Genomic DNA, 850 nt, shown 5'->3' with positions numbered 1-850 from the left:
AGTCAATCAACTTAATTTAAATAACACTTCTAAATAACTCATCCACGCACACTATTCTATGCTTTCGCCGACGCGCCTTTATCCAAGCCCATTTCTTCTCTATCGGATTCAAGTCAGGGCTATAAGGTGGCAGCCACAGTACGCTGTGCCCTTTCCCTTTCAACAACGCTTCGGCATCACCCTTGTGGAAAGCTGCATTGTCCATCACCACCACACTATTGGCAGGAAGCTGCGGTATCAACATCCGTTCCACCCAAGCATCAAATATTTGGCGGTTAATGCTGCAATCAAACAAACCGACAGCAAATAACCGGTTGCCATACAGTGCACCGATGGCATTGGTTTGATTGCGTCCCTGCCAATTATAGGTGTCGCTACAAAGGCTGCCTTTGGCAGCATAGCCGTAAGGACGGTAAGTGGATGATCGGAACCCGCTTTCGTCCAAACAGACAATGGGGCGCTCTTTAAGATAAAAACGGTGTTTGAGTTTAAGGAAGCGTTTTCTGAGCCTAGCATCGGCTTTGGGATGTTTATTGGTCTTTTTTTCGGCTGATGCCGTATCTTTTCAATGCCTTGTGGACGGCATTGGTTGAACAGCGGAAACGCTGTGCTCGTTCGGCACAATACGCATCGGGGTATTGGGCAACATCCTGAAGCAGTGCCTGTCTACTGATTTTTCGGGGTTTTCTATCTTCTGGGTAGCCTTTGGGGACAGGGTTCTTTTTCCATTTATACACCGTATCGGGACTGATACCGAGTTCCCGGGCTACTTTACGGATGGAGATGCCTTGTTCGAGTTTGGCTAAGGCAAGTTTTCGGAAGTCTGTTGAATAGGTCATGAAAAGATTGT

1 protein-coding gene and 1 pseudogene are annotated in these 850 nt (G+C 47.3%); both read right to left on the bottom strand.

What is annotated here, in order from left to right:
- Window positions 1-16: 16 nt before the first annotated feature.
- Window positions 17-493, bottom strand: a pseudogene (locus tag HMPREF9370_RS11475) (IS630 family transposase); the annotation flags it as partial.
- A 37-nt stretch (window positions 494-530) separates the two neighbouring features.
- On the bottom strand, window positions 531-850 hold a 320-nt coding region (locus tag HMPREF9370_RS11470), incomplete at its 5' end, for an IS630 transposase-related protein (protein ID WP_009117688.1).

The organism is Neisseria wadsworthii 9715, from assembly GCF_000227765.1.
Lineage (GTDB): Bacteria > Pseudomonadota > Gammaproteobacteria > Burkholderiales > Neisseriaceae > Neisseria > Neisseria wadsworthii.
Note: the sequence above shows the minus strand (reverse complement) of the source record. Positions and strands in the feature narration are given on the sequence as shown.